The following is a 19397-nucleotide window of genomic DNA, read 5'->3' on the forward strand; positions in this document are numbered from 1 at the left end:
CAAGACTGGGCGCAATGACAAGCTGACACTGTAACACAAATTGCTGCAATGCACCAATTCACCGAGAGGAACGAAACACCATGTGACGAGAAAATTGCCAGCGGTATCCTCGCCGAGGCGACGCCGGTGACGCTGCGGGTCGGTATTCCCACGAAGCGCGAAAGGACAGTGACTCATGAGCACGAAGGCGACGACTGGCAGTGAGATCTTGGAGCCACGATGGGACGATAATGCTAATTGCATTGGCAGCGGTAACTTGCGCCTGCGCACGCGGTGGGCATAGACGCAAATCCACTCTGCGAACCCGGATTGCATCGTCCCCTCGAAGGAATTGGCCGCTTGGCGATTCTGTACACCTTCGTTGTCCGCTTTTAACGTACAGCCTCCAATAAACGTACGCGCTAGCACCTTCCTTTGGAGGAAACTTTCTCTCAGCTTCAAGTTGCAGGGCCCGTGGGCAGCGTACTGGTCCACTCGACAATCGTTGGCTGCGGCGATAAAGCGCCTACCCGGACGCTAGGTTTATGCGGCGCGCAGCCGGGCGTGTGACCAGGTCGTCCCGACTCGCGTAACAGGCGGGAAGCATGGTCTGGACGATTCTTACGTCCTGCATTGTCGTTGGCGAGTGCTGGTATCGAGGCATCGAACCGGCAACACGAGAGGAAGCGCAGGCCTTGGCATTAACGGCGGAGTCCGCTTTCGCGTATCTCTACTGCACCTGTCCAAGTTGGGAGCCTGTCTTCAGCGACAGGAATGGGCCGTGAGCATTTCCGGCGCGAGCGCTACTTCTTTTCACGCATTGGCGTCGACCCACTCCCGAGCCCATGAAATGCCGGCGGCCGTCGCCTCTGCTTCCGTATGAAAAAGCTCAAGCACGCCGCTGGTGCCAACGAGTCGCCCCGTACGCAGCACAGTCCCACTGGCAGCAAAAACCCCACCCTCATGGATAGAGTGCCCGTAGATTGCGTAACCCTTGTAAATCTCTGCTTCCATCGCGTTCGTCAGGGGTTGCGCTTCATGGCGCCTCCTGGTGTCGGCGGCGATTCCGACGAAAGTCGACCAGGGCGCGAACGTTCAACGTTGAGAAGAATCGTCAGGCGCTCGAGTGCTACCAGATTCGAGCGGGTCGCGTCGCGCCAAGCCCGCTGAACTGCTCCTCAGCGCCGTCCATCTCAACCACGAGCCGGCGCATCCTGACAACCTCAGCTATCCGGCGCCGAACGGTCACGTCGTACTCGGACCCGGACGCATGCTGTCGCCATAGACGACGCAGTTCTGCCAGCGTCAGCGAAGGCATCTGCGGCAAACGTGGACGAGTCACGGCGATGCCTATAATACTGTATGCCCATACAGTATCGCGTGACTTTGACGTGCTCGTCAACTCGTTGTCGACACACTTCATGTAAAGCACGATGACCGGATCCTTAAGCTTCTGACTCGGGGCTGAATTTCCGTAGTGTGCCACTCCAATGGGTACGTAAGGATGTGCATGTCGGCCACCACGCGCATTCTCTCCAATAGTCCCCGGCTGGCCACGACGGGGACTCGGGTGCTCCCCTCCTCCTTGTGAGCAAACAGAGGCCCGGATAGTTGGGGCTATCCGCCCCTTCGTTTCTGGACACATTGTCGCGGCGGCTGGATTGCCGCTCACACAACTAATTTTGTTACTACTTTTCAACCAATTTTGTTACTACTGCCCGGCGCTTCCCGTGGATAAACAGATTCCGTCCGATTGCGAGCGCCGTCATCTAGTCCAACCCGTGGTGGCGCCGCGTCCGGTCCGCAACTGACTGCGCGTGACGGTACCGGCCGGCCGCACTGGCCAGTTTCCCGGCTTCGCTCCAGAAGCCGCGACGGGCGTTGACGCGGTCGATGAACAGTTAATAACCAGCTGCAACAGTCTCAGACACCGGCGTGGGCTTGATCACCGGGCACCGTGGCCGGGTAGGGGAGCGTGACCCACCGACGTGCGGGAAGATCGTCGCGCAGCGCCGCAGCCTCGCTAACGCGACCGCGGGCGTCACGGCGAACCGATGGCTACGGGGTAATCTAGATTGGCGGATAGAGTCGGTTCCGGGGTGGGCGCGGCCTAGCGATCGATGCCCGCTGATCGCGTCCCACCCGGTCATTGCGCTGTGGGGTGTAGGAAGCCTCGACGGGCGTGATCCCGTAAGACGCTTGTCGTTAAGCGTTGTTCGACGCCTGCCCATGTCTGCTGCCGCGTGAGTAAGCGACGGCGTATGCGGGCAGGCGTTGGACAACGCTCGAGGGAGGAAACCGCGGGGTGTACCGAGGCGGTTATGGGGATTGAAGTGATCGCGTGGCCCGGCTGATCACGCGTTGATCGGACGAAGCCGAGGCTGGCCTGATGCCGATGAAGTTGCGATGCCGTCGCACAGCGCATTGGTCGCGACTGCCGACAGGCGGCAACTTCTGCCTGGCGAGATGCACACAAACGTCTCCTGCTGGCGCTCGTTGCCGAGGAGCCGACAGTCGGACTGAAGATACCTGGTCATTCTGGTTCACGCATCACCTCTGCAACCAGGTGGCGCGCGAATCGGGTGGCTACGCGGCAGGATATCGACGATGACCATCGGTGCGCCGCAATGCCGGCAGACAAATGTCGGTGCCGTTGTCTGGGCTGACGCGTCTTTACTGGCGGCAATGGTTGCCGGAGCGTGCAACAGCGCGCGTATCGTCGCCAGGTTCTGCCGGCGCACCGGGTTGGCGAGCAGACCGTAATGGCGGATGCGGTGGAAGCCCCCGGGCAGCACATGCAGCAGGAAGCGTCGCATGAATTCCTGGGGCGCAAGCGTCATCGTCTTGTGGCGTGTGCGGCCGCTGGCCCGATAGTCCTTCCAGCGGAAGGTCACGCCGCGCTCGTCGAACGTGACGAGGCGCTGGTTGGAGATGGCCACGCGATGCGTATAGCGCGACAGATACGCGAGTACTGCCTCAGGACCAGCGAACGGGCGCTTCGCATACACCACCCATTCGCAGGCGCGCAGTGGCGCAAGCCACCGGGTAAAGACCGCGGGATCGGCAAGTGCAGCGTACTCGCCAAAGAAGCGTAGCTGGCCCCGGCGACAGGCATGGGTGAGTTCTTCCAGGAAGCGCCGCCGGAACAGCCTCGAGAGCACACGTACTGGCAGGAAGAAGCCGGGCCGGCATGCGACCCACCGTTCACCGTCAGGCGCGAGGCCTCCTCCGGGAACGATGCCATGTACGTGAGGATGGTGCGTCAGCGCCGAACCCCACGTATGCAGCACCAGCGTGGCGCCAATCCGCGCGCCCAGATGCTTCGGATCGGCGGCGATGGTACGCAGGGTTTCGGCGGCAACGTCGAACAGCAGCCCGTAGATGATCGACTTGTTGTACCAGGCGATCGCGCTGATCGCCGCAGGCAGCGTGAAGACCACGTGGTAATACCCGACCGGTAGCAGATCGGCCTGACGTGCCTCGAGCCACCGGTGCGCGGCGCTCCCTTGGCACTTCGGACAATGGCGGTTACGGCAGGAGTTGTAGGCCACCTCGATCTGTTCGCAGCCACAACAGCGCAACACGTGCCCACCCAGCGCCGCGCTGCGGCACTGTTCGATCGCCGACATGACCTTCAGCTGTCCCAGGCTCAGCTGTACGGTCTGTCGCCACGCGGGCCCATGCGCGCGGAAGACGTCCGCGACTTCGGGCACGGCAGTGCGCCGTGTTTCAGCTGTTGTTGTGCAGCTTCTCCAGCGGACTGATCACTTCGCGCAGCAGGTCCGTCGCGACCTGGGCATAGAGCGCGGTCGTCTCCAGCTTCTTGTGGCCCAGCAGGACCTGGATGACACGGATATCAACCTTCTGCTCCAGCAGGTGGGTCGCAAAGCTGTGTCGCAATGTGTGCATCGAGACACGTTTGTTGATGTCTGCAGCGACGGCGGCGGCGTGGATGGCGCGGTTGAGCTGCCGTGTGCTGAGCGGATCGACCGGGTCGAGGCCTGGAAACAGCCAGCCGCCCTCCAGCATCCGGCCCTGCGCGTGCGCCACGCGCCACCAGACACGCAGGCGTTCAAGCAGTACCGGCGAGAGCATGGCGTAACGGTCCTTGCGGCCCTTGCCCTGCTCGATGCGCAGCGTCATGCGCTGGCCGTCCACGTCGCCGACCTTCAGCGCCACCACTTCACTGGCACGCAGGCCGGCGCCGTAGGCGACTGACAGTGCGGTCTGGTGCTTCAGGTTGCCGGTCGCAGCGATCAGGCGTCCCACTTCGTCCGGACTGAGCACGACCGGGAGCGTGCGGGGCACGCGCACCGGCTGCATCCGGGCCATCCGTTCGGGTTCGTGAAGCGTGATCTCGAAGAAGAACTTCAGTCCGGTGATCGCCGCATTGAGCGACACGGGCGACGTGCCGTGGTCGACCAGATGCAGCTGGTAACGCCGTAGATCCTCGACGGTGGCGGTGTCGGGCGGGCGCCCCAGAAACCGGGTGAACTCGCGTACGATGCGCAGATAACCGGCCTGCGTCTTCGGCGCCAGATGGCGCATACGCATGTCGTCGATCATGCGCTGGCGCAGTGGGCTGACAGTCTGGAGGGTATCAGTCATGACTCTGCTCCCGTTGAACGGCGAGGCGAATTACCTCGCCCATCAACATGAGAACAGAGTCGGTTTCCTCTCCATTGCTACTACCGCCGGCCGCAGCCCCTTACCGCGCGAGCGGTTTAGGCAGTATGACTTTCCGTGATGTGGTGGCTGGCCCGCCGTGAGAAACCAGACGCGGGTTAGCATTGCTGCCAGAGCCGCATGGTGTGCACGAGGGCGACACCCGGCGATTTCCAGCACGGAGGCCAGCATGGGACACGATAGCACTGTGTACGTCGGTCTGGATGTCCACAAGGAATCCATCACGGCAGCCTACGCCGTCGGGATAGGCGAGGTGGAATTGCTGGGCAAGATCGGCACTTCGAAGACAGACATCGATCGCCTGTGCCAGCGCATGCAGTCCAAGGCGACGCACGTTCGCATCGTCTACGAAGCAGGGCCATGCGGCTATGGCCTCTACCGGCAACTGGTGCAGAAGGGATTCGACTGCGTGGTATGTGCCCCGTCGCTGATTCCGAAGAAACCAGGCGAGCGGGTCAAGACTGACCGCCGCGACGCACTCAAACTCGTGCGCTCGTTGCGTGCAGGTGATCTCTCGTCAGTCTACGTGCCAGGCGTCGAAGATGAGGCATTCCGGGACCTGGCCCGCGCGTGGGCCGCCGCCAAAGCGGATCTCAAGCACGCGCGTCAGCGCCTCAAGTCGTTTCTGCTCTCTCATGGTATTCGTTACACCGGCAGCGCGAACTGGGGGCCGGCACATCGACGGTGGATCAGCACCTTCGTATTCCCCAACCACTGGCAACAACTGGCCTTTGACGAGTGCCGCCGCACCATTGAAGACAGACTCGCCCAATGCGACCGCCTCGAGGCGGCACTACGCGAGGCTGTCGTCAACTGGCGCTTCTATCCGGTCGTACTGGGACTGCAGACCATGCGCGGTATCCAGTTCACCACGGCCGTTGGCATGCTCGCCGAACTGGGTGACCTGTCGCGATTCGAGCATCCGCGACAGCTGATGGCCTGGCTCGGGGTGACGCCCTCCGAACACTCGTCAGGCGAGCGGCGCCGTCAAGGCAGCATTACAAAAAACGGGAACAGTTATGCAAGAAAGCTGCTCGTGGAGGCTGCGTGGAGTTACAGATACCCCGCTCGGGTGAGCCCCGACATCCAACGCCGCCATGAAGGAATTCCGAAACCGATCATTGACCGCGCATGGGATGCCCAGCTGCGGCTATGCCGGCGATATCGCAAGCTCGCAGCGCGCGGCAAGAATGTGAACACCGGCGTGGTTGCCGTTGCGCGAGAGCTCTCAGGGTTTATCTGGGACATCGGCAGACTGGCGATGTCTCTCGCCATACCGAAAGATGCCAGGCCGGTCTGACACTATCTCATCTTAACGAGGACACGGAGAGTTTCCTGAAGGCGGCGTAGCCCGGCACCCGAGCAACCCGCGATTGGACTATGCAACACATCTTATGCGACTTGCGACTTTAGGTAGCGGCAGGCTCATAGGGCGGACCACAGTAATGCGGTAACCAACCCGCGGATATCAGTGTGACCCACCGTCGAGACGTACTGCTACGTCGCCCTCAGGAAATTCAGATGTACCCAGACCGAGAACCGATCGCGATTGACACGGAAAGTCATATCAGTCCCTCGACCCTCTCCGGACAGACAGCTTTCCCCAAACCGGTCAGTCAGCAAGATTCACATTTTGAGGACTGGATTGCCGGTTAGCGGCTGTTTGCGACCTCACCCAATCGGCCAACACCGGCCGTAGGCATGCGCGCTTACCGACGTCCGGTTTTGCAGCGTCAGCGGCCACCGCGATCGCATCGTAACAATATGCTATCCACAAATAGTGATAAGCATCCGCGCAATTCGACAAGACGACTATCCCATTGCCCTTCATAATTTGCGGCTGTCCATTGCTAACGGGTCACCATGCAGCCCCTTTCCCTGGCAGCAGCAAATCAATTTTCGACAGTCCGATTCGTGCTCACGGACATGGACGATACATTGACCTATCAAGGCCGCCTGCCTGCCGAGACGTACACCGCGCTGACACAACTGGAAGCCCGCGGCATTCGCGTGGTGCCGGTCACCGCGGCCCCTGCCGGATGGTGCGACCAGATGGCTCGCATGTGGCCCGTCGACGGTGTCATTGCCGAAAATGGCGGCTTGTTCTTTCGGCGGAGTTCAGACGGGCATGGCGTCGAACGACATTACTGGCATTCGCCCGATAGCATTGAACACGTCCGCGAACAACTAAAGTCGATTGCGCGGGTCATCGAAAAAGCAGTGCCTGAGGCGCAAGAGGCTGATGATCAAGTGTTTCGGTTGACGAGCCTTGCATATCACTGCACAGGAACCGACGTCGATCACCGCATCGTCGATGCGCTAAGACAGGCGGGAGCGAATGCGACGATAAACAACCTTTGGGTTCTGGGCTGGCTGGGCGGCTACGACAAGTTGACGATGTCATTGCGAGTACTCGCCAGCACATACAGCATTGACACTGAAGCAGCGCGCGAATTAGTCGCCTATTCTGGTGACTCCACCAACGACGCGCCAATGTTCGAGTTTTTCAAACATACGGCAGGCGTGAGCACGGTGACTGACTATCTACCGCAATTACCGACTCCCCCTCGATGGATAACGCGTGGTCCAGGGGGAGCCGGTTTTGTGGAGTTCGCGAACGCCATTCTCCAGTCAGTTTCAACCAGCGCTCGCGACGCGTCCGCTCTGTAGGCATCGAACGGCTGCTCTTAGACTTGCCGCCGCCCTTTCCTGCGAACCCGGCGATGGACCGCTCAGGGTCGGCTTGGTGCATTCGTCGACGGGACGGCGGCGGCCAAGAGCCAGCGTTCGCTAGCGGCAGGACCCGGGCCATCTACGGCCATTCGCCTGCGCGCGCCTGACGACGTTCGGACGTCGCTGACGTTCCCCACAACGGCCATTCGAATCGGTGCGGTATTCCAATGCAAACGAATAAACGGCTTTCGGAATCTTCCCCCATCGCTTTCGCCAGTCGCCCTTCCTCTAAATAGATACCCGCCCGTCTATCCGTCGCTGGTCACATGGTCTGCGGTGCATCGCACGAAGTCAGCTCCTATTAATTGCATGGTTGCCGCCACGTTCTGAGTTCAGTTCGCATCGCTCTTGCCACGATGCACGCAGGCCTGTCCGGCACATCATGGCCGGGAAACCCATTTACCGATATCCAAGCCTATCGGTTTTCCCGTCCCGACAAAAATGCACCCTGCTTATCCGCGGCGCTCACAGAGCTGCTTGTTCCCTGCATACGCATGTCTAGGTACTCAAGGTGCGCAATTCGCCGGAGAGTAACCCCTTCAAAGTCCTCAGGAAGATACCAACAATAGCAAGGCTGGCGATACAAAGTAGAAGCAAGGCGATGCTATTGGTGATACGACCGGGGTTCTCTCTTGCCACTCTGAGAGAGCGGATCGCCGACGCTGAGAGAGGGAAGCTGACAGCCCACCATGTAAGACGAAAGGGACAGCAGGCCGCAAGATAGCGCATTTGTCCAAACAGCACCGCGAGGAAAAACAAAGTCAGCATGTAGAGTGCTTCCGCGAACAGGTCATGACTACCGGTCACCGTGATGTAGGCCGAGTAGCCGACGGCAAAGGGCGCAACGAGAATCATCAATGTCGGTCGCAAGCCGTCCGGCATTGGGTCCTCGAACAACAATCGCGCAAAGATCAGCGTAATGATTGGCACCGCGAAGAATATCCCAACCGCGAGTGCGAATACGCCGAGTTCCGAAGTGGCTGGTAGACCGAGCGCGGGCATCGCCAATGGCAGGTCGAGCATGCCAACGACCGGAATAATCCACACAGGAGTAGCGTGGGGCAACTGCTGGCGGCGACTTATCCATCGGCTGACGATGAGCCACGCTAAAAACACCATGCCGACGGCACCCAATACCCACATGCCGAACGCAAGTTCATAGCTTACACGTACCAGCACGATCGGCAACAGCAGAAGACTGATTGCTACCGTTCCGAACAGACAGCCGGCAATCGGATGCCCAAACTCCGTCTTCACCGCGTGCCAGGCAGTCAGGCATTTCCAACCATATCCAAGAACCAGCGAGACGAAGACCGCTACGGCGACAGCTCCGATGCCATCAGCGATCGAAGCCGACACGCCATACATCTGCGAAGCAGCGCGCCAGGCAACAGCGAGTCCAACCAGCCCCATGACCGATCCAAATAGTCCGATCGGCAGGTAGTCGAACGCCTGTCCAGTCTGGCGCGGACGACTTGCGAGCATCTGCATTTCCTGGTCGTTGGCACTCATCCGAGCTCCATGCCAGTGAGCGACGCTGGCAGAACTGATCAAGGTATGGAAACTTTCTTTTACGATGTCGATACTGTGCGCAGGAACTTGCCATAAGGCCGATATGCGCGCCAGAAACCGGACTTATGGGCTTATGTCATACGCATCGTGTAGGGGACGCCCAAAATCGGCGCCGTAGTAACTACCCTTGCGTCATGGCTTTCACGACGTCCTGAGTCGTGACCACAGCATGTGCGAGAAACGCGTAGTTCACAAGTGCTGCCTTATAGCCGTCGCCCCACGTCGGATGGCGCGGCCCCGCCGTGGCGTCGGCGACGACGGTCACTTCGAAACCTTGCTCGATCAGATCGCGTAGATGAGCTTCGACACACATATTAGCTGGCATGCCGCAAAGCACGACTTTCTGCACATTGCGCTTGCGAAGTTGCAGCGTTAGATCGTTGGTCTGTGGACCGAAAACCTTATGTGGACTCACAACGATAGTCTCACCATCGTCAATGAATGGCTTGAATTCCTCCAGCCAGTCGGCCCCCGACTTCTGGAACCCGCTCAGGTTCAACGCGCCCGTTCGCGCGAACGTTCCCGTTTGAAACTCACCCGTCTCAAGCGGCCCATTGAATTGCCACCTAGTGTCGGTTGGGTAAAAATAGTGCGGAGAGATGAAAACACTGAACTTACCGGCTTTCGCTGCCCTGAAGATTGACAGCATATTTTCGACAGTCTTATTTTCAGTCACGCTTGCGCCAAGAACGCCCCAGTTCTTCCCGTTCGGGCTGAGAACGTCGTTCTGGGGATCAGTGAATACTACCGCAGTATCGACTGGATCGTAGTTCATAATTCGCTCCTAAAAATGGAGTTGAGACGCCCGCCGAAACTGGCCCCCTTGATGCACCTTATTCGCCGTTCATACGCCTCAGGATCGCCATAACGATTATCTGGAAGATGAAATAAGGGAGCAGCCACGCCAAAACAAAGACAACAAGATGACAACACCGGGATTTTGAAATTCGTTCGCAGCATGTTGGTCATTTCCCAGGATAGCCCTTTCAGTCCACCGACGGCGAGCAACCCCAGATACTGGATTCCGCCAATTAGCGCGGCCAGCGACCTATGCCAACGTGATTCGACTATTGTAGTAAGGATTTCTGATGGGACAAGCCTATCCCATGTGAATAATGGCTTAATCACCGCTTATTCTTCTACTATGAACAGTGATGTCACTATTTTAAAAGAACGTGTCATTCATCGATACGCACTGTAAGGCGTTTGCATCGTGGGGCTAGCGGTGCACGGGCCGGCACGGATATTGCCGATAGCGGCAAACACCCTCGGGTCGATCGCGCTCGGCTCGAGGTATCGTCGAACGTTTGGGTGCTGTCTTTGATCGTCGAAAATGCCGAGGCAAAGGTAGAACTGCATTTATAACGCAGCGGTGGCGGGTCCAGTGGCCCGCTTCTTTACCGGTCGGGACAGCTGGCGCCGCAGTAGTGATCTGCGGCGGTTCTTGCCGTGATAGCGGCCGTTGCAGCGCCCCAGCCCCCAACGGCCCTGTTGGGTAGGTTTGGTGCACTCGCCGACGGGACGGCGGCGGCCAAGAGCCAGCGTTCGCTAGCGGCAGGACCCGGCCAGGAACCGTCGTTCGAGATCGCAGTCGGGTGGCCATTCGGTCGACTGCTCCGCATCGAACATCCGACGTTGCGGACGACGCTATGTCGCACGCGCGCGCTGAGAATGCTTGCGAATCTCGCGGCAACCTCCGGGAGGTAGCGACGCGTAGCACTTCGCGAGGAGCTCGAGCTTCTGCCCGAGATCCCAGTCGTGGAGGATGTGTCCCATCACAAGCACATCGGCCGCTGGACAGGAATTCTTGAAGAAGTCGCCCGGATAGAAATGCAGCCGTTCCTGCAGGCCGTGCGACGCTACGTACTCTTCAAACAAACGGCCCACTACGGGCAGATCGAAGGCCGTTGATCGTTTCGAAATTCGCGCAGTAGTAGACGAACCGGCCTTCTTGCCGACTGGTGATGAGCTGCGCATGAGACAGCTCCTTCAGATGGAAGGACAGCGACGACGGCGACACATCGAGCAGCGTAGCGATCTGGCCTGCGGGCATGCCTTCGGGGCCTGCCTGCACCGGAGCGCGAAAGACTGCGAGCCGCGACTCGTGCGCGAGTGCCGCCAGAGCGGCGATGGTCTGGTTCGTTTCCATATTTCGACAATCGAAATAATGAACAGATGACAAGAATTTTCTGCTTGACCTTCCCTCGTTGCCCGACGAATTCGCGGACGCTGCCGCAAGGGAAGCTGAGGGCGATGTCGACGGCGCCGAATCCGGCTATAGGGCGCCATTGACTCGGACCGGGCCTATCTCGAGGCCTACCTCAACCTCGGATGCCTGCTGTCCGAGTGCGGCCGTCACGACGAGGCTATCGGGGTATGGCGCACTGCCCTGCTAGAAAACCCGGACCATCACCTGCTTCACTTCAATCTGAGCGTTGCGCTGGAAGACTCAGGCCGCCTCGAACAGTCACTCATCGCGTACCGGCGCAGCATCGAACTGAAGCAGGACTTTGCGGACGCGCATTTCAACGCGGCGCGCATTCATGAGGAACTGGGCCAGCAGACACATGCAATCCGCCACTACAACGCCTAATGGACCTTGAACCGCGACGGTTGACCCTCAGCCGTTTCCGGTGGTCAGGTATTGCACTTGCTGTCCCTTTCTTGCGTGACTCGTTAAGAGCCAGGATCCGCAATGACAGAGGAATCGCTATGGAAAAGCGCATCCAGAATTCGTATCTCGTGTCCAAGGTGATGCCAGCCGATCGGGCGGCGGCCCACATTTTACCGGGCATGACCGTCGGAATGAGCGGGTTCACCGGCTCTGGATACCCCAAGGCGGTGCCCCTGGCGCTGGCGGCACGCATCGAAGACGCTCATGCCCGCGGAGAAAAGTTTGCGCTCCGCATACTGACTGGCGCTTCCACTGCTCCGGAACTGGACGGTGCGCTCGCCAAAGTGGGGGGCATCGACTTTCGCTTGCCCTATCAGTCCGATCCGGAACTGCGCGCACGGATCAACCGTGGCGAGATCGAGTACATGGATATCCATCTGGGGCAGGTCGCGCAGTACACCTGGTTTGGGTTCCTCGGCAAGATCGACGTGGCAGTCATCGAGGTTTCCGGCATATTGTCCGACGGACTTTTGATTCCATCGACATCGGTCGGCAACAACAAGACCTGGCTTGACCTTGCCGACAAAGTCATCATCGAAGTGAATTCGGCTCAGCCTGCCGGTCTGGATGGCATGCACGACATCTATTACGGTACGACGTTGCCACCGGATCGTCAGCCGATTCCCTTGGTCCGTCCCGGCGACCGTATTGGGGAGCCCTACCTGCGCGTCGATCCATCGAAAGTGATCGCCGTTGTGGAAACCCGCGGTCCTGATCGGCTGGGCCGATTCGCCCAGCCGGATGACAGCAGCATTCGAATTGCGAAACACTTGGTAGAGTTCTTCCGGCACGAAATCGCGAAGGGCAGGCTCGGGCAGCACTTGTTGCCGTTGCAGTCCGGGGTAGGGAATATCGCCAATGCAGTGTTGAGCGGGCTGCGCGATGGCGGATTTGAAGGGCTTACTGCGTTTACCGAAGTGATTCAGGATGGGATGCTGAATCTGATCAGGACCGATACCATCCAAACCGCATCGGCGACTGCTTTGTCGCTAAGTCCGGAAGGTGTCGAAGAATTCAGCCGCAATATCGACCACTACCGCAGCCGCATCGTTCTGCGTCCGCAGGAGATCTCCAACCACGCCGAATTGGTTCGCAGGTTGGGCTGTATTGCCATCAACGGTATGGTTGAAGCTGATATCTATGGCAACGTCAACTCGACGCACGTGGCCGGCACTTCGATCATCAATGGCATCGGCGGTTCGGGTGATTTCGCCCGCAATGGCTTTCTTGCATGCTTCGTTACGCCGAGTACAGCCAAGAACGGAGCGATCTCCTGCATCGTGCCGATGGTCAGCCACGTCGACCACACCGAGCACGATGTCACCGTGATCGTCACGGAACAGGGGCTGGCGGACCTGCGCGGGTTGTCGCCCAAGCAACGAGCGCGTGTGGTCATCGACAATTGCGCTCACCCGGATTACAGACCGCTTCTGCGAGACTATTTCGACCGCGCCTGCCGTGACAGTGTGGGTAAGCACACCCCGCACTTGCTTGGCGAAGCCTTGTCGTGGCATCAGAGGTTCACCGAAGCCGGACATATGAAGCCTTGATCGCAGCCGCCGTCGCTTTGATCGGGAGCTTGGGCGCCTTCCGTCGAACGATCGGCAGGAGCCATCCAGTTATTCCGTTACGCTGCCGATGAACGGAGCGCGCGCGCGGAGGTACGCAATCCGATTCGGATCGACATCAAACTGTTGGGGCCGTCGGGCGAGCGAGCGCTTGCCGGCGAGGCGCACGAGGCTGGGGGCGTTCCGTACGAAGCGCGTCGATGCGATGAAGCTTGTGGAGGCAGTTCCCGCAGAGCAGGGTGGTTTCACATTACGATACGTTTTCCCGTGCCACCACAACCTCGGGCTGCAGCAACAATCCTGCACCGGCGATGGCAGCTATACGTAGACCGTTGCCATCGTTGCATGTGAAAACCGGATCCTTCGAAGACTGTGGCCCATCCCCACCCCTCAGTTTCCAGCCGTTGCGGCCATTCCACACCGTGTGAGACAGGCAGTGATGTTCGCTCAGGTCCTGCGGCGTCTCTGGACGGCCATGTCGGGCGAGGTAACTCGGAGACGCACAGATCACCATGCGGTAGCTGGTCAACGGTTTTGCTATCAGGTCAGTGTCGCCTAGTTCACCAATTCGGATGGCCAGATCAAAACTCTCGTCAATAAGGTCGACGACGCGATTGCTCAATTCCAGTTCAATGCGCACGCGCGGATAGATCTGCTGGAAAGTCGCGGCTAGAGGAGCGATGACACAGGAGCCAAAGGTGATCGGAGCACTTATCCGCAATGTGCCGGATGGCGACGCGCGTGACCGTTCGATCGATGTCTCAGCCGCACGCACATGTTCAAGCGCACGCTTGGCGTCTTCATAGAAAACGCGACCAGCATCAGTCAAGTTTTGCCGTCGTGTGGTGCGCTCCAGCAAGCGCGCGCCGAGACGCTCTTCAAGTTCACGCACATACTTGCCGACCATTACGGCCGATATTTGCAGCCGTTGTGCCGCCTCGGTGAAGTTGCCTCCCTCCACGACGGCAACGAAGGTTTCCATCGCGCGCAGTTTGTCCATATTGCTAACTATGGGCTAGTAGTGTTGGAAATTGGAGCACATTTATCACCTCAATGGTTTGGTTAAGAATGTTGATGATTCAACCCGAACTCGAAAAGGAGTGTTTTATGAAGATCGTCGTAATCGGCGCCGGTGGAGACGTAGGTCGTTCCGTGGCAGATGAACTTGCGCGCAGCGGTAAACACGAAATCATTCGTGTCGGGCGCACCCAACGCCGCAGCGTCGAATGCTGGGATTGAAGGATTCGTGCGTGCTGCTGCGTGCGATTTTCCACGGGGCATCCGCATAAATGCCGTTAGCCCGACAGTGCTGACGGAATCTATGGACCGGTTTGGTCCGTTCTTTCCCGCCTACGAAAGCGTGCCGGCAACACGTGTGGCAATGGCCTATAGACGCAGCGTGGAAGGCGTGCAAAGTGGTCGCGTCTATCGGGTTGGTCATTGAAGTAGAGGGCTCGAGGCAATTTGTGGTAGACCCTAGCTACCAAGCGAAAGCAACGGGGATGCGACCAACGGACGGCGCAACTTTGCAATGAAATTGAATGACCGCTATCGAAAAAGTTGGTCGCCCCTTGGGGGGCGGGTTAAGGCAGTGCCCTCCGCAATTTGCTCGCCGGAGACCGGCCATTGAGCGAGGGCGAATGAGACCTCGTCCAGCCAAACTGGACGACGACCTCGACCGGCGGCTCCTGGCCGGCAAGCGTCCGCTCACCGGCCTCAGGGCAATCAGACTTCAGTTTGCTCTGCCATCTCAAAGGGCATCGTCGACTTCAATCCCGAGGTACCGCACGGTACTCTCGAGCTTCGTATGGCCCAACAACAACTGAACTGCACGAAGATTTTTGGTGCGTCGATAGATCAGCGAAGCCTTCGTGCGGCGCATCGTATGTGTCCCGTACGCTGCGTCATCGAGTCCGATTGATGCGACCCAGCGATGAACGATGCGGGCGTACTGACGCGTCGACAAGTGCGGCGACGCATGTAGGCGACTTGGAAAAAGATAGTCAGCCGGCTTCAGTCGTTGAGCAGCGATCCAGGCCGCCACGCTCTGCCGCGTTTGCTCCGTGATCTCAAACTGCACGGGTCGTTGCGTCTTTTGTTGCATGAAAGTTGCCCGCGAGACCACGTGGGCGACGCTGCGGGCCAACTGCCGCAGCCTGACCGAGCGGACGGACGCGTACCGGACGGCCGCCGCTGACCTGCAGGGGCAACTGGACGCGGCCCGGCTCGCGCTCACTGAAATGAAGGAGGCGCATGCCAGGGAATTCGCCGCGGTGCACACCCGCCATGAAGGGCTGTCCCGACAGCTGCTGCAGGAGACGGAGCACCAGCGCCACGCGCTGCAGAACGAGCGTGAACGGCTGACGGGACAGGTTGCCGAAAAGCAGGAGCGCGTGGCGGCGCTCGAAGCGCTGCGGGATCGCCTGCTCGGCGACCTTGCGGCGGAACGCGACGCGCGCCTGCGCGCAGCCGCGGACGTCGCGGCGCTGACCACGGTGGTCGCGGAACAGCGTGCGCTGCTGGCCACCGTCGACGGCCGCGCCCACGCTGCCGGGTCATCGCCCCACCGCAAACCGGCCAGCACGTCGCCGACGCCGGCGACCACCAGACGGCGCCGCCCGAAATGAACCGCCCACCCGGCCTGCCAGGCTTTTCCGGCTGGCTCGACATGGCCAGCGCGCCCCCGCAGCGTCTGCCCGACACCATTGACGCGGCGCTCGCCTATGTCGCCGACGCCCTGGGCCACCCGGTCTACACGCGCTGGACACTCGCGTTACTCAAGCGCGGATGTCCGTCACTGGCCGACGCGAAACGCGATCACCCCCTCGTGTTCGCGCTGCTGCTTGATCACGATGCCGCGGTCGAGTACTGGGAGCGCGGGCGGCTCCGGGTCGCCGCAGGCGATACCGCACCGACGGCTCACACCGTGCTGCTGCGGCTGCTCAGACAGCACCGGCGGTTCCGGTTCGCGCCGGACGACGCGGCCACGCGCACGTGTCCGCCACGGCCGCTGCGGATGCAGCCGTCACTGCCCTCGCCGATCCGGACGCACCCGGTCCTTCCAGTCCGGCGCGGTGGCTCGCGGTGCTCGCGCCCGATGCCGCCGGCCGCGCGTGGCTCACGCGCGCGGGTCGCTGTACCGCTATGCCGGCGTGCGGCTGGCGGAACTGGTGTGGTCGGAAGCGGACGGCCTGCCCCGGCTCGAGGTGGATTCGCAGGACCAGTGGACCCTGCACGTGCAGGGCAAAGGCGGGAAGCGCCGGTCGGTGCCGCTGCCCTCGGTGTGTGTGCCGGCACTGCGCGCCTACCGGCTCGCGGGCGCCTTGCCGGCCTGCCCGTCGCCCTTTGAACGGGTCGCCCGGATCCACAGCGAGAAGCGTGACGCGCTCGGACACAGCGGCCTGTACGACGAGGTCAAGGCCGTCCTGCTCGCCGCCGAAACGAGGGTGACGCCCCGCGACCTGGAGACGCTTACACTACTGCGCGCCGCGTCGACGCACTGGTTACGGCATGGCTATGCTCGCGCCCTGGTGGTGGATCACGCGGTGCCGTTGCCGGTGGCGCAGACGCTGCTCGGTCATGCGTCGGTGCAGACGACGGCCGCCTATGCGCGCACGGATCTGACGCAGACGCGGGCGTTCGTGGAGGGGAGTTTTCCAGACGAAGCTTAACCCGTGGCTGAAAAACGAAGGAAAGCATCTGCATTACCCCACCACGGACGCCTGTCGGTGACCGACCTGCCTATGCTCGTGACTGCTCCGTTCGGCCACTGCTGTCGTTCATGTGTGGACGCTGATATGTCCGCTTACGGCTGCTCACCGATCTTTCCCAAAGGAGCGCCGACGAACGACAGCTAACCAGAGGCGCCTTTTCCACATCCAATCTCATCTATGGTGTCGGAAATCTCACTAATAGCGGCGGCGATCTAATTATTAGTGTCGTTTTACGCCGTGCGACGGCGTTTCCCTGCTCATCAAGTCATCATAGATCCGTACTGGAGACCATTTTCAAAACCGTACAGGTACTGTACCGGGGGCGCTCGCTAGAATGACCTTCACCGTTTTCTGTTGGCGACACCGGAGCCCATCCCTCATGTCTTTCGTCACTCTCAGCGCGCTGCCCGCCGGCGTTCTGTTCGCGCTCGTCACCTCGATCACGCCCGGTCCGAACAACACGATGCTGCTCGCTTCGGGCGTCAATTTCGGCTTTCGCCGCACGCTGCCGCATCTGTCCGGCATCAGCGTCGGCGTGGCGCTGTTGATGTTGTCGGTCGGCGTCGGCCTCGGCGAAGCGTTCGTGCACTTTCCCGTGCTGTACACGGTGCTCGAAGTCGTCAGCGTCGCTTATCTGCTGTATCTGGCGTGGAAGATCGGCACGTCGGGCGAGCTGAAGCTCAGAAACGGCGAGCGGCGCCCGATGCGTTTTCATGAAGCGATCGCGTTTCAGTGGGTCAACCCGAAGGCGTGGATGATGGTGCTGACCGCCGCGACGACGATTCATCTGAGCAACAGCTTCGGCATGAACGCAATTGCAATGGCCGCGGTGTTCTACGTGATCGGCTTTCCTTGCATCTGCGTGTGGGCCGGTTTCGGCACCGCGATGCGCGAGGTCCTGTCGAACCCGAAGCGGCTGCGCATCTTCAACGTCGCGATGGCGCTGCTGCTCGTGGGGTCGCTGTATCCGATCGCGCTGACGCTGTTCGGGCGCGGCGGCTGAGCGTCCGAGGCGCCGCCGCGTCTACCACGCCCCCTGCCCGACTCGCTCGATGAAGCGCCACAACGCGTCGTCGGTCGAATACGGCGCGTTGAAGCGGAACCACGCGCTCGGCGCGTCGTCGGGACGGAAATAGGAGCCCGGCGCGAGCCAGATGCCGTGCGCGAGCGCGGCGGTCGCGACCTCGGCGGCGCGCTCCGCCTCGATCGGCAGGCGCGCCAGCATGAAGAGCCCCGCGCGCGGCCGGTGAAACACCTCGAGCCCGAGCGCGTCGAGCCGTTCTTCGAGCGCCACGTGCGCGAGCTTGAGCCGCTCGTTGACCGTCTCGACGTGGCGCGCGTAACGCCCTTCCACCAGCACCTTGTCGACGATCCGCTCGATCGTTTCCGACGACGTCAGCCCCACCGCCATCTTTGTTCGCGCGAGTTCGCGCAGCACCGCCTGCTCGGCCACCACATAGCCGCAGCGCAGCGACGGCGTCACCGTCTTCGAAAAGCCGCCGACGTGCAACACGCGCTGCAAGCCTTCCATCGCCGCCAGCAGCGGCGCGCCGGCCGGCGCGAGTTCGCGGCTCACGTCGTCCTCGATCACCCAGATGCGCTCGCGCTCGGCGATCTGCAGCAAGCGGAACGCGGCCGACATGCCGAAGGTCGCGCCGGTCGGATTCTGCAGCGTGGTGTTGACGAAGATGGCCTTCGGCTTGTGCCGCGCGACCAGCGTTTCGAGCACCTCCGTATCGACGCCGGCCGGCGTGCGCGGCACGCCATGCACGACCAGCCCGGCGAGCTTCAGGATCTGCAGCAGGTTGCAGTAACCGGGATCCTCGACGATCACCGCATCGCCCGCGCGCAGCAGCGTGCGCACGATCAGATCGAGTCCTTGCGTCGCGCCCTGCGTGAGCAGCACGTTCGCGACGTCGACCGGCAGCCCGCGCCGGTCGAGTTGTTCGGCAATGCGCTCGCGCAGCGGCGCAAAGCCGTACGGATGGCCGTAGTCGCCGAGACGCGCGGCCGGCACCCGGCTCAGCGCGCGCAGCGAGTGCTGCAGGCCGCTCTCGTTGGTCCATTCGCTCGGCAGCCAGCCGCAGCCCGCCTTGATCGGCACCGAGTGATCGGCGAACACGTCGGACAGCAGCCACGTCGCGGTCAGGCTCGGCGGCGTCCAATCAGCGACGGCCGCGCGCGCGGACGGCGAGCGCGCCGCCACCCGATAGCCGGAGCCACGCCGCGCGACCACCAGCCCCATCGACACGAGCCGGTTGTACGCCTCGGTAACCGTGAAGGTGCTCAGTGCGTGGCTTTGCGCAAGCTGCCGCACCGACGGCAGCAGTGCGCCGGCGCGCAGCGATTGCGCGTCGATCGCGCGCGCGAAGCCTTGCACAACCTGTTCGACGAGCGTCGGCGCCGCACGCCGGTCACGTTGAAGGTCCAGTTCGATCATGTTTTGGGCGAAAAACCAGGGGCAAAAAGACC

At 61.0% G+C, this 19397-nt stretch carries 17 protein-coding genes and 3 pseudogenes; 10 read left to right on the plus strand and 10 right to left on the minus strand.

Features of this window, described 5'->3' with window-relative positions:
* The first annotated feature begins 48 nt into the window (after window positions 1-48).
* Window positions 49-204: a hypothetical protein gene (locus QFZ94_RS06215; protein ID WP_429455914.1), complete on the plus strand. Its 156-nt coding sequence runs from the start codon at window positions 49-51 to the stop codon at window positions 202-204.
* A 2318-nt stretch (window positions 205-2522) separates the two neighbouring features.
* Here QFZ94_RS06215 and QFZ94_RS06220 read toward each other — a convergent pair.
* Both QFZ94_RS06220 and QFZ94_RS06225 read right to left on the minus strand, forming a co-directional pair.
* On the minus strand, window positions 2523-3692 hold the full coding sequence (locus QFZ94_RS06220) for an IS91 family transposase (protein ID WP_429455915.1): 1170 nt from the start codon (window positions 3690-3692) through the stop codon (window positions 2523-2525).
* Window positions 3693-3708: 16 nt separating this feature from the next.
* A complete protein-coding gene (locus QFZ94_RS06225) occupies window positions 3709-4587 on the minus strand; it encodes a tyrosine-type recombinase/integrase (RefSeq protein WP_429455595.1) in 879 nt (292 codons plus the stop codon).
* A 247-nt stretch (window positions 4588-4834) separates the two neighbouring features.
* On the opposite strand from QFZ94_RS06225, the gene QFZ94_RS06230 reads away from it, so the two are divergent.
* Together QFZ94_RS06230 and QFZ94_RS06235 are read left to right on the plus strand one after the other, a co-directional pair.
* Window positions 4835-5965: an IS110 family transposase gene (locus QFZ94_RS06230; protein ID WP_429455916.1), complete on the plus strand. Its 1131-nt coding sequence runs from the start codon at window positions 4835-4837 to the stop codon at window positions 5963-5965.
* A 563-nt stretch (window positions 5966-6528) separates the two neighbouring features.
* Window positions 6529-7335 carry an HAD-IIB family hydrolase gene (locus QFZ94_RS06235; RefSeq protein ID WP_429455917.1) on the plus strand — a complete coding sequence of 269 codons (807 nt, stop codon included), beginning with the start codon at window positions 6529-6531 and terminating at the stop codon, window positions 7333-7335.
* A gap of 561 nt (window positions 7336-7896) precedes the next feature.
* On the opposite strand, the gene QFZ94_RS06240 is transcribed toward QFZ94_RS06235, so the two are convergent.
* The 4 genes and pseudogenes from QFZ94_RS06240 to QFZ94_RS06255 all read right to left on the minus strand — a co-directional run bounded on the left by QFZ94_RS06240 (window position 7897) and on the right by QFZ94_RS06255 (window position 11119).
* The gene (locus tag QFZ94_RS06240; RefSeq protein ID WP_429455918.1) at window positions 7897-8910 is read right to left on the minus strand and encodes an SLAC1 anion channel family protein; all 1014 of its coding nucleotides are present in this window, start codon (window positions 8908-8910) and stop codon (window positions 7897-7899) included.
* Window positions 8911-9091: 181 nt separating this feature from the next.
* Complete coding sequence (locus QFZ94_RS06245) at window positions 9092-9745, minus strand: isochorismatase family protein (RefSeq protein ID WP_429455919.1); 654 nt, start codon at window positions 9743-9745, stop codon at window positions 9092-9094.
* Between the two features lie 914 nt (window positions 9746-10659).
* A pseudogene (locus tag QFZ94_RS06250) lies at window positions 10660-10872 on the minus strand (methyltransferase); the annotation flags it as partial.
* Entirely contained in the window at window positions 10841-11119 is a 279-nt protein-coding gene (locus tag QFZ94_RS06255; RefSeq protein WP_429455920.1) for an ArsR/SmtB family transcription factor, read from the minus strand. The gene QFZ94_RS06255 and the pseudogene QFZ94_RS06250, both read right to left, overlap by 32 nt.
* A gap of 138 nt (window positions 11120-11257) precedes the next feature.
* On the opposite strand from QFZ94_RS06255, the gene QFZ94_RS06260 reads away from it, so the two are divergent.
* Both QFZ94_RS06260 and QFZ94_RS06265 read left to right on the plus strand, forming a co-directional pair.
* Complete coding sequence (locus tag QFZ94_RS06260; RefSeq protein WP_429457720.1) at window positions 11258-11563, plus strand: tetratricopeptide repeat protein; 306 nt, start codon at window positions 11258-11260, stop codon at window positions 11561-11563.
* A gap of 119 nt (window positions 11564-11682) precedes the next feature.
* A complete protein-coding gene (locus tag QFZ94_RS06265) occupies window positions 11683-13194 on the plus strand; it encodes an acetyl-CoA hydrolase/transferase family protein (RefSeq protein WP_429455921.1) in 1512 nt (503 codons plus the stop codon).
* A gap of 268 nt (window positions 13195-13462) precedes the next feature.
* Here QFZ94_RS06265 and QFZ94_RS06270 read toward each other — a convergent pair whose 3' ends face one another.
* On the minus strand, window positions 13463-14212 hold the full coding sequence (locus QFZ94_RS06270; protein ID WP_429455922.1) for a LysR family transcriptional regulator: 750 nt from the start codon (window positions 14210-14212) through the stop codon (window positions 13463-13465).
* 107 nt (window positions 14213-14319) lie between these two features.
* Between QFZ94_RS06270 and QFZ94_RS06275 the strand changes: the two genes are divergently transcribed.
* Together QFZ94_RS06275 and QFZ94_RS06280 are read left to right on the plus strand one after the other, a co-directional pair.
* Entirely contained in the window at window positions 14320-14451 is a 132-nt protein-coding gene (locus QFZ94_RS06275; RefSeq protein ID WP_429457793.1) for an NAD(P)-binding domain-containing protein, read from the plus strand.
* Window positions 14423-14656 (plus strand): annotated as a pseudogene (locus QFZ94_RS06280) (short chain dehydrogenase); the annotation flags it as partial. The gene QFZ94_RS06275 and the pseudogene QFZ94_RS06280, both read left to right, overlap by 29 nt.
* Before the next feature lie 281 nt (window positions 14657-14937).
* On the opposite strand, the pseudogene QFZ94_RS06285 reads toward QFZ94_RS06280, so the two are convergent.
* Window positions 14938-15340 (minus strand): annotated as a pseudogene (locus QFZ94_RS06285) (tyrosine-type recombinase/integrase); the annotation flags it as partial.
* Here QFZ94_RS06285 and QFZ94_RS06290 point away from each other — a divergent pair.
* On the plus strand, window positions 15315-15839 hold the full coding sequence (locus tag QFZ94_RS06290; RefSeq protein WP_429455923.1) for a hypothetical protein: 525 nt from the start codon (window positions 15315-15317) through the stop codon (window positions 15837-15839). The pseudogene QFZ94_RS06285 and the gene QFZ94_RS06290 sit on opposite strands and share 26 nt — an antisense overlap.
* Before the next feature lie 167 nt (window positions 15840-16006).
* Here QFZ94_RS06290 and QFZ94_RS06295 read toward each other — a convergent pair whose 3' ends face one another.
* Complete coding sequence (locus QFZ94_RS06295) at window positions 16007-16165, minus strand: hypothetical protein (protein ID WP_429455924.1); 159 nt, start codon at window positions 16163-16165, stop codon at window positions 16007-16009.
* 160 nt (window positions 16166-16325) lie between these two features.
* Here QFZ94_RS06295 and QFZ94_RS06300 point away from each other — a divergent pair, with 160 nt between their 5' ends.
* Window positions 16326-16883, plus strand: coding sequence for a tyrosine-type recombinase/integrase (locus QFZ94_RS06300; RefSeq protein ID WP_429455925.1), 558 nt, complete (start codon window positions 16326-16328; stop codon window positions 16881-16883).
* Between the two features lie 421 nt (window positions 16884-17304).
* Window positions 17305-17928 carry a LysE family translocator gene (locus tag QFZ94_RS06305; RefSeq protein ID WP_429455926.1) on the plus strand — a complete coding sequence of 208 codons (624 nt, stop codon included), beginning with the start codon at window positions 17305-17307 and terminating at the stop codon, window positions 17926-17928.
* 21 nt (window positions 17929-17949) lie between these two features.
* Here the strand turns inward: QFZ94_RS06305 and QFZ94_RS06310 are convergent, their stop codons facing one another.
* Window positions 17950-19365, minus strand: a complete 1416-nt coding sequence (locus QFZ94_RS06310) for a PLP-dependent aminotransferase family protein (protein WP_429455927.1) — start codon at window positions 19363-19365, stop codon at window positions 17950-17952.
* Window positions 19366-19397: the final 32 nt, after the last annotated feature.

The organism is Paraburkholderia sp. JPY465 (assembly GCF_050436725.1).
Classification (GTDB): Bacteria; Pseudomonadota; Gammaproteobacteria; order Burkholderiales; family Burkholderiaceae; genus Paraburkholderia; species Paraburkholderia youngii.